Origin of the sequence: Micromonospora sp. RV43, assembly GCF_001029515.1 — a bacterium.
Lineage (GTDB): Bacteria > Actinomycetota > Actinomycetes > Mycobacteriales > Micromonosporaceae > Micromonospora > Micromonospora aurantiaca.
Genome location: NZ_LEKG01000238.1, coordinates 1 through 8,901, shown reverse-complemented (window position 1 = coordinate 8,901; position 8,901 = coordinate 1). Strand labels below are relative to the sequence as shown.

6 protein-coding genes and 1 pseudogene are annotated in these 8,901 nt (G+C 73.2%); all 7 read right to left on the bottom strand.

What is annotated here, in order from left to right; all coding sequences use genetic code 11:
• Positions 1-113 precede the first annotated feature (113 nt).
• Positions 114-617, bottom strand: a pseudogene (locus ABD52_RS34395) (LacI family DNA-binding transcriptional regulator); the annotation flags it as partial.
• A gap of 228 nt (positions 618-845) precedes the next feature.
• Positions 846-1,568, bottom strand: a complete 723-nt coding sequence (locus tag ABD52_RS34390; protein WP_047894484.1) for an FkbM family methyltransferase — start codon at positions 1,566-1,568, stop codon at positions 846-848.
• A gap of 462 nt (positions 1,569-2,030) precedes the next feature.
• Positions 2,031-2,411, bottom strand: coding sequence for a YccF domain-containing protein (locus tag ABD52_RS34385; protein ID WP_030272340.1), 381 nt, complete (start codon positions 2,409-2,411; stop codon positions 2,031-2,033).
• Between the two features lie 41 nt (positions 2,412-2,452).
• Positions 2,453-5,263, bottom strand: a complete 2,811-nt coding sequence (locus ABD52_RS34380; protein WP_047894483.1) for a DUF5682 family protein — start codon at positions 5,261-5,263, stop codon at positions 2,453-2,455.
• Positions 5,260-6,372, bottom strand: coding sequence for an AAA family ATPase (locus ABD52_RS34375; RefSeq protein ID WP_013476843.1), 1,113 nt, complete (start codon positions 6,370-6,372; stop codon positions 5,260-5,262). Before ABD52_RS34375 ends, ABD52_RS34380 begins: the two co-directional genes overlap by 4 nt.
• 13 nt (positions 6,373-6,385) lie before the next feature.
• Entirely contained in the window at positions 6,386-7,711 is a 1,326-nt protein-coding gene (locus ABD52_RS34370; protein ID WP_030502399.1) for a VWA domain-containing protein, read from the bottom strand.
• The coding region (locus tag ABD52_RS34365; protein WP_047894482.1) for a hypothetical protein at positions 7,708-8,901 on the bottom strand (1,194 nt) is incomplete at its 5' end. The genes ABD52_RS34370 and ABD52_RS34365, both read right to left, overlap by 4 nt.

Here is an 8,901-nt window from a genome sequence, read left to right as displayed (position 1 = left end):
GTCGCCGTCCTCGACGGGGATACGTACCCCCTCGGCGGCCAGGTCCGCGATCACGTCCTGGGGGACGCGCCGCGCAGCACCGGGTCGAGGTAGAGCCGGTTGGCCAGCCCGTCGGCGGCCCGCGCGCCTTCCTCGTTCGTGGTCCGCACCGACGGGAAGCCGGGCTGGTGGCCCCGGTCGTCGATGAGGATGACCGGCAGGCCGCGCCGGTGCAGCTCGGTGATGTAGTCGAGCGTCCCCTCCGGTTCGACCACGAGCAGGCCGTCGAACGACTTGGCCGAGACCTGGGAGGCGAACCGGCGCATCGACTCGTCGCCGTGGGTGCAGGTGAACAGCAGCATGCCGTAGCCGGCGGCCTCGACCACGTCGGCCGCGCCCTGGAGCACCTCGCCCATCCACGGCCAGGTCAGCGCCGGGACCAGCATCCCGACCACCCGGGTACGCCCCCGGGCGAGGCCGACCGCGCGGGCGCTCGGCACGTACCCGAGGTCGCTGATCACGGCACGGACCCGGTCGGCGGTACGGACGTGCACCTCGCCCTTGCCGTTGAGCACCCGGGAGACCGTCGTCTTGCTCACCCCGGCGCGGGTGGCGACGTCGGCGATGGTGATCGGCACGTGACGCTCCCGGGTCGCAGGGATGAGCGGGGTGTTTCGGAACCGGTTGCGGAAGCGGTTCCGTGGCAGTCAACCCAAGTGGCGCGGGTCACGTCAATCACAGACGGATAACGATGCACTGCTAAGTTCGAGGCTTGAAAAAAGTGCCCGGGCTGCGGCTCCGCCGATCACGGCGATGAGCAGGGTCGATGCCTTCCGGTCCGGTTCGCATCTCTCCGAAGTGGAGGTTCAGGGGCGGGCGTACACGTCGCCGGAGTTGGCCTCGTCCGGCAGCGTACGCAGGTACGCGGCCACCTCGGCGGCCTGACGCCAGCCGGGCAGCGCGAACTCCATCTCGTCACCGATCGCCACGGTGAACCGGGTGAAGCCGAGCGCGGCGAGCCGGTCCAGGCAGCGCGCCGCCGCCACCCGGGCGATGGTGGTGAACTCGAACGACAGCGCGGGGACCGGCCGGCTCAGCCCGGCCAGCACGGCGTCCTCGAAGCCCTCCACGTCGATCTTCACGAACGCCGGTACGCCGTACGCGGCCACGAGCGCGTCCAGCGTGGTGCCCGGCACCTCGATCTGGGCGTCCCAGATCTCGCCCGTCCAGCCGGGCGCGCCGTCGGCGGCACGGACGAACCCGGGGGAGGCGGTGGAGACGGTCGGGTTGGCCGAGTTCACGTGCAGTCGCACCGGCCCGGCTGTACGCCCGCACGCCGCCTCCACCACCGTCACGCCGTCGTCGTCCGTGTACATCTCGCGTAGCACCCGGGCGCACAGCGGCTGCGGCTCGACCGCCACCACGCGCGCACCGAGACGGCGGAAGCTGCCGAGCCGGTCGCCCACGTGCGCGCCGACGTCGAAGACCAGGTCACCGGCGCGGACCAGCGGGGCGTAGAACGCGTCCAGGGCGGCGTCGCGCGCCGGGTCGCCGTGGTAGAAGTCCAGCGACCGGCGCAGACCGGACATCGCCGGGTCCGCCTTGAGCGTCTCGATCACCCCGTCCCGCACCCTCCCGACGCTAGCCACCCGGGCGCACCCGCGAGCCCCATTCGCGTCCCCTGAGCAATCACCCCATCCTCCTAGGACGCCGGAGAGATGGTGCGCTGCCCGCGCCCGCTCCGCATCTCCACGCGAGCAGTCAACGACGACCAGCAGATCTTGGTACGAAACGGCCCCCATCAGGGCAGTTTCGTACCAAGATCGCCCGCAACCCCGGTGACCGGAACGCGGATCCCGCTCATCAGGACTCGCACTCGTTGCCCGAGGAGTGCTAACCACGGGGTGGAACGTCATGGGTGTCTCCGGCCTCGTTTGACACCCATGACGTTCCACCCGCTCGCGGGGCGCAGCGGACGCCAGGGAAGGGGCTGGGCACGGCGAGGGCCCGGCCCCGGCCCCGGCGGCGCGGGCGCCGGGGCCGGCATGTGGTTACGGGTTGTCGACGACCTCCTGGCCGAGCGGCCACAGCGCCGCCGGGACCAGCTTGAAGTTCGCCACCCCGAACGGGATGCCGATGATCGTCACGCAGAGCGCGATGCCGGCGAGGATGTGCGACAGCGCCAGCCACCAGCCGGCCAGCACCACCCAGAGCACGTTCGCCAGGCCGGAGGGCAGACCGGCGCCCGGCTTGCGCACGATCGTGCGGCCGAACGGCCACAGCGAGTACGACGCCAGCCGCAGCGAGGCGACACCGAACGGGATGGTGACGACGAGGACGAAGCAGATCAGGGCGGCCACGCCGTAGCCCAGGGCCAGGACGAAGCCGCCGCCGAAGACGAGCCACAGCAGGTTCAGCAGAAAGCGGATCACCACTCCATGGTCGCCTGCCCTCGCAAACCCGCCGACGTCGATCAGTCCGCCAGCAGCATCGCCACCGCATGAGCCGTCGCCGGGTGTGCGGCGAGCAGCACCGACGCCCCGTCACCCGGCGACGTGCCGCCCTCGGCGAGCGGCTGCCAGTCGCCGGAGCAGCCGAGCAGCGCCGCCACCGCGTCGACCGCCTCCGGATGGGCGACCAGCAGACCGTGCACCGGACCGGTTCCCGGGGACGGCGCGGGCGCGGTGGACGGGGTGGGCGCGGCCGCCCACGGCGGTGACCAGGCGTCCAGCGCGGGCAGCGTGGCGGGGAACGTGCGTTCCGCCTCGCGGACCAGCAGCGGCACCAGCTCCGGGCCGTGCTCGCGCAGTGTGGTGATCAGCGTCGGCAGCCAGGGCAGCAGCACCGGGTCGGGCAGTCCGGCGAAGGCGGACGACATGGTCTCCACCACGAACGGCGCGAGCCCCGGCACCGGTTCGAGCGAGTGCACGAAGCCGGACAGGTACTGCGGGAACGCGGGCACCACGAGCGGATTGGCGAGCAGCTCGGCGCACTGTTCGCGCAGTCGCGCCAGCGGCAGCAGGCCGAGCTGGTGGCGGGCGGCCCAGAGCAGCGCGAGCTTGGCCGGGGCCTCCGGGTGGGCCTGCGCGACGGCCAGTTCGAGCTGGGAGCGGTCGCACCCGAGCGACAACGCGAGGCTCTCCATGCTGAACAGGAAGCCGAGCATCGCGCCGACCTGCCGTACGCCGGTGGACTCGTCCACGAACGCGGTGGGCAGCAGCGTGCAGTAGTGGGCGTACCCGGTGGTGACGAACGTCCGGCACCACGCGGGCAGCGCCGGTGTGGTGGTGCGGTGGTGGGCGAGCAGCCGCCGGATGCGGCGCAGCACCTCCGGCGCGTCGTCCACTGTGCGTTCGGCGGCGAGCAGCTCCACCGCCCGCGCGCCGAGTTCGTCGACCAGGCGAGGGCTGTCCAGCAGCCGGATGGCGTCCTCGACGGCGGCGAGCGCGCGGGCGGCTGTCGCGTCGGGGCCGCGTACCGCCCGGCGCAGCCGCTGCTCCAGCACCTGTTCGACGGTGACGCCCTCGTAGCCCAGCTCGATCAGGGCGCGCTGGTTGCGGCCGAGCGCGAGGTCCCAGCTCTCCTGTTCGGAGCGGTGGCCGAGGCGGCGCTCGCCCATGATCGGGCGGACCGCGTCGGCGGGCAGCAGGTGCCGCAGCATCCACAGCAGGTCGGAGCAGGGTGCCAGCGCCGGGTCGGCGCGCAGGTCGAGCAGCGCCCGCTGCACGGTGCGCCGTTCCAGGTCGAGGCCGAGGGGGCGCAGCCGGTCCAGGACGTCGCGGGCCAGCGGCGGCAGGGAGTCGTACCCGACCTGGCCGACACGGTCGCCGCCGAGGAGGATCTCGCAGAGCCGGCGGACGTCGCGGCGGCCGGGCACCACGTCCTTCTCGATGCAGGTCACGGCGGCGTCGGCGAAGTCGTACGGCGTGGGCCGCGCGCGGTTGCGCATGGTGGCGAGCAGGATCGACGTCTCGAACACGGCGATCGCGTCGGCGGTGCTGGCGAGGTAGCCGTTGCGGCGGGCGAGCCGGACGATGTCGACGCACCAGCCGCGCAGTTCGGCCTCGTCCAGCTCGTCGAGGACGGGCGGGGCGGCGAGGAATCCGCTGAGCCGGTCCGTGGCCGGGCCGGTCGCGGTCGGCGCGGCGGCGCGGGCCCGGCGGCCCTTCTTCCCGGTACGCTGCCCGGCCAGCCGGTACGGCGTGAGCCGGGTGCGGGCGACAGCGGCCGTCCAGTTCGCGGCGGCGATGGACACGGTGCCCGGGGCCAGCCCGAACTGCGCCTCGATGGCCGAGTGGCTGGACGGGATGAGGCCGTAACGCCAGCGGGTGCCGGTGCGCGGGCTGATCGGGAAGTCCGGTGCGGTCGAGTCGAGGCCGAACTGTTCGACCCGGCTGGCGGCGTGGAAGGCGCCGCAGACGTAGAGGCAGTCGGCCGGGTCGGCGCCGCTTTCGGCGAGGTGCTGTCGCATCCGGGTCCACATGTGGCGTTCGCGGTCCTCGTCGCGTTCGTCGCGGGCGGACCGGGACGGGCGCAGCCGCCGGAACAGACTGCCGATCAGCACCATGACCTGGCGGTACGTGTCGTGGTCGGCGTCGGCGAGCGGCCGTTCGACGTACTGGTCCCACCATTCCGACCAGTGCCGCACCTTGCCGTGGTGCAGCAGGTGGGCCTCCAGTTCGGCGAACCGGGGGCGCAGGTCGCCGATCTCCACGCCGACCGCGTCGCCGTGCAGTGCCGTGTCCTCGTCGGCGGACGCGGGGGCGGAGTCCGGCCCCGGTGCGGGCCCGGTGTCGTCACGGGGGGTCCACTGGAAGACGTGGTCGGTGGAGCGGTCCACGAGCACCAGCTCCACGCCGGGGGTGTCCAGCGCGTACGCGACGGCCTGGTATTCGGCGGACGCCTCGGTGATCGGGGCGACCACGCTCACCGGGCTCCACTCGGCGGGGAAGCCGTCGAGTTCGGTGGCGAACGCCTGCACCGCCACCGGCAGCCGGCAGTTGCGCAGCTCGTCGAGCAGGGGGCGCAGGTCCTCGCAGAGCTCCAGGTAGATCACCTTGGGCGGGCGGGCGCGCAGGCGGCGTGCCATGGCCAGCGCCGAGGCGGGGGAGTGGTGGCAGACCGGGAAGATCTCCAGCCGTTCGCGCAGCGCCCTGTCGACGTCGTCGACCATGCCGGTGAGGATGCCGGCGAGCGCGTCCGGGGAGCCGGCGAACGCGGCGGCGGCGTCGGTGAGCTGGTCGCGCAGCGGACCGAACAGGCCGGTCGGTGCGGGCGCGGTCATGACAGCGACGCGATCGCCTGGCGGCCGCCGTCGAGGAAGCCCTCCCAGTCGCCGCCGTCGGCCTTGGCGCGGGGCTCGACCACGCCGTGCAGGTACTTGTTGAGGATGGCCAGGTCCTCCGGGGCGCGGCGGGCCAGCGAGCCCATCAGTGAGCCGGCGAGCGTCTGCGCGCGCAGGGTGCGGTCGCCGAAGAACTGGCTGTGCAGGATCGCGTCCTCCAGCACGCCGATCTGCTCGGCGGTGGACAGCGCCGACTCCAGCTTCTCGTCGTCGCTGGTGGCGGCGGACGCGGCGGCGCGCAGGTCGGCGAAGCTCTGCAGCAGGATGTCGAGCAGGGTGGGCGGCACGTCCAGTTCGATGCGGTGCCGGCGCAGCAGCTCCTCGGTCCGGAAGCGGACGATCTCGGCCTCGCTGCGCTTGTTGGTGACCACCGGGATGCGGATGAAGTTGAACCGCCGCTTGAGTGCGGAGGACAGGTCGTTGACGCCCCGGTCGCGGCTGTTGGCGGTGGCGATGACGGAGAAGCCGGGCTTGGCGAAGACGATGTTGTCGTGGTCCAGTTCCGGGATCGAGACGTACTTCTCGGACAGGATCGAGATCAGCGCGTCCTGGACGTCGCTGGTGGAGCGGGTCAGCTCCTCGAACCGGCCGATCACGCCCTGCTCCATGGCGGTCATGATCGGCGAGGGGATCATCGACTCGCGCGACTGGCCCCGGGCGATGACCATGGAGACGTTCCACGAGTACTTGATGTGGTCCTCGGTGGTGCCGGCGGTGCCCTGCACGACGAGCGTGGAGTTGCGGCAGACAGCGGCGGCGAGCAGCTCGGCGAGCCAGCTCTTGCCGGTGCCCGGGTCGCCGATGAGCAGCAGGCCGCGGTCGGAGGCGAGCGTGACGATGCTGCGTTCGACGAAGCTGCGGTCGCCGAACCACTTCTGCGGGATCTCCCGGTCGAGGCCGTCGGCGCGTTCGGAGCCGAGCACGAACAGCCGGACCATGCGAGGGCTCAGCCGCCAGGAGAACGGCTTCGGCCCGGTGTCGACGGATTCGAGGTAGGCCAGCTCGTCGGCGTACTTGACCTCGGCGGGGGCGCGGAGCATGTCGGACATCAGGGATGCTCTCCTAGGTGAGGAAGTTCTTCAGCTCGGCGACGAGCTTGCGGATGTGGCCGGAGATGACGGGGGTGCCGAGGTCCTTGAGGCGCTGCCGGAACCAGGGGTTGACGCTCTGGTTGCCGGAGCTGTTGACCGAGCCGACCGGGATGAACTTCACGCCGGATCGGTGCACGGCCTCGATGCCGTCGAACAGCGGCTGGGACCTGTCGAACTCGTAGAAGTCGGAGATCCAGACCATGACCGTGTTCCGCGGCTCGACGATCTTGGGGCGGGCCAGGGCCATGGCGACCGGGCCGTCGTTGCCGCCGCCGAGCTTGGTGCGCAGCAGCACCTCGAACGGGTCGTGCACCCACGGGGTGAGGTCCAGCGCCCGGGTGTCGTACGCGATCAGGTGCACGTCGACCTTGGGCAGGCCGGCGAAGATCGAGGCGAGGATGGTGCAGTTGACCATCGAGTCGACCATCGAGCCGGACTGGTCGACCACCACGATCAGCCGCGACGGGGTGGTCCGCCGGGCGGTCTGCCGGTAGTAGAGCCGGTCGACGTAGAGGCGCTCGTCGTCCGGGCTCCAGTTGGTCAGGTTCTGCCAGATGGTGCGGTCCAGGTCGAGGTTGCGGAAGACCCGCTTGGGCGGCACGGACCGGTCGACGGCCCCGACGGTGGCCTGCGCGACCTGGGTACGCAGCACCTCGGCGACCTGGTCGACGTAGCGGCGGATCAGTGACTTGGCGTTCGCGAGCGCCACCCCGGACAGGTTGGACTTGTCCCGCAGGAGCTGCTCGATCAGGGACATGCTCGGGGTCAGCCGGGCGGCGAGCGCCGGGTCGGCGAGCACTTCGCGCAGCCGCATCCGGGCCACCAGGTCACCCTCCAGCCCGGCGAGCGTGGCACCCAGGCCGGTGCCCTCGCGGCGCAGCTCACCGGGCTGCGCGCCGCACGCCTGCTCGAACCAGCCGGCGTCGGCCTGCCAGCGGGCGAGCTGCCCGGCGCTGACCTCGCCGCCGCCGGTGGCGAACACGTTGAGCAGCAGCTTGGACGCCAGCGCGGCGCGGCGTACCTCGGTCTCGGCCGGCTGGAACGGCCCGGCGGCGGCTGTGGTGTCGTCGCCGGGGGTGAGCAGGCCGCGCAGCTCGCCGGCGAGGGCGGGGAAGCGCTGCACGACGGTGTCGACGGAGACGGCCGGGTCCAGCAGGGCGGCCGGCAGGCCGAGGTCGTCGACGACGGCGACGCTCGCCGACTCCAGGCCGGGCTGCTCGTCGGGGTGGAACAGGCGGGCGAGCAGCCGCCAGTAGAGCACCTGGCGGCGGTTGGCGTGGGTGCGGTCCTCGGTCATCGGCGCAGCAACCGTCCCGCGCGTTCGCGCAGCACCGCCACGGCGTCGCCCGCCTTGGCCACGGCCTTGGCCGTCTTCGGGTCGGTGACGCCGCACGCCCAGTCGCCGTTGTGCGCCTCGACCGTCTGCCGCTTGACGGTGGCCCGGACGGCGAGGGGTTGCAGCAGCCAGCGGTCGTCATCCCAGCGGAGCAGGCCGAGGCAGGCGGTGGAGGCGGCGACGAGCGCGGGGGTGAGCGGACCGGCGGCGGGCAGCCGGTCGGTGGCCAGGTGCAGGGACCGGCCGTCGAGGTCGAGCGCCGGGACGCCGTCGTCGTCGCGGACGGTGTAGCCCTCGACCAGTACCGGTTCGGCGATCGCGGCGGGGTGGCGCAGCAGCGGTGGGGTCGCCGCCGCCGTGGCGCCGGCCAGCAGCACCCGGGCCGTGGCGAACGGGTCGGCCGGCTCGCCGAGGGCCGCCCGCTCCTCGGCCCAGCGCAGGTCCGCGCCGTGGGCGACGAGGTCGGTGACGGTGATCGCCCGCCGCTGGGCCAGGGCGTTGATCAGGACCGGGTACGCCTCCAGCAGCCGCCAGCCGGCCGGGCCGACGATGGTGGCGACCTTCGCCGCGACCACTGTGACGCGGACGAGCCGGGGCGCGCCGCCCCCGGCCGGTTCGAGCAGTGCGTGCACCTGCGCCTGGAACGCGGTGTCGTGCTCGTGCAGGTCGACGCCGAGGGGCAGCAGCCGGCCGGACACCGGCTCGCCGGGCGCGGTCTCGCCGTGCGCGCCGAGGGTGAGCAGGACGGCGCGGGTCCACAGGTCGGCCCACCGGCGGGCGGGCACCTGTGGCAGCGACGCCACCGGCAGGGCGGCGCGCAGTTCGGCGGCGAGGCCGTCGAGGAGCACCGCGATGCGGCGTGACGCCGGGTCGGCGAGTGCGGCCTCGACCGGCGCGGCGGCGGCGGAGAGCAGTTCGTGGTCGGTGCCGCGCCAGCCGGCGAGCGCCAGTTCGTGCAGCCAGGCCCGCGCGCCGGCCAGGGCGGGCGGGGAGACGGCGGTGCCGTCCGGTGCGGCGGTCCACGCCGCGCGGGGCCGGCCGAGCGCGGTGTCGAGGCGGTCGAGCAGGGCGTCGTGTGCCGCGCCGAGCAGCGCGGCACGGGCCCCGGCGAGGGCGGCCAGGTGGTCCTCGGCGAGCGCGCCGGTGCGCAC

What these genes read in the sequence shown, in the direction of transcription:
- ABD52_RS34390 (WP_047894484.1), bottom strand. Translation starts at nt 1,568, where the DNA reads ATGTCCGGTCTGCGCCGGTCGCTGGACTTCTACCACGGCGACCCGGCG.
- ABD52_RS34380 (WP_047894483.1), bottom strand. Translation starts at nt 5,263, where the DNA reads ATGACCGCGCCCGCACCGACCGGCCTGTTCGGTCCGCTGCGCGACCAG.
- ABD52_RS34375 (WP_013476843.1), bottom strand. Translation starts at nt 6,372, where the DNA reads ATGTCCGACATGCTCCGCGCCCCCGCCGAGGTCAAGTACGCCGACGAG.
- ABD52_RS34370 (WP_030502399.1), bottom strand. Translation starts at nt 7,711, where the DNA reads ATGACCGAGGACCGCACCCACGCCAACCGCCGCCAGGTGCTCTACTGG.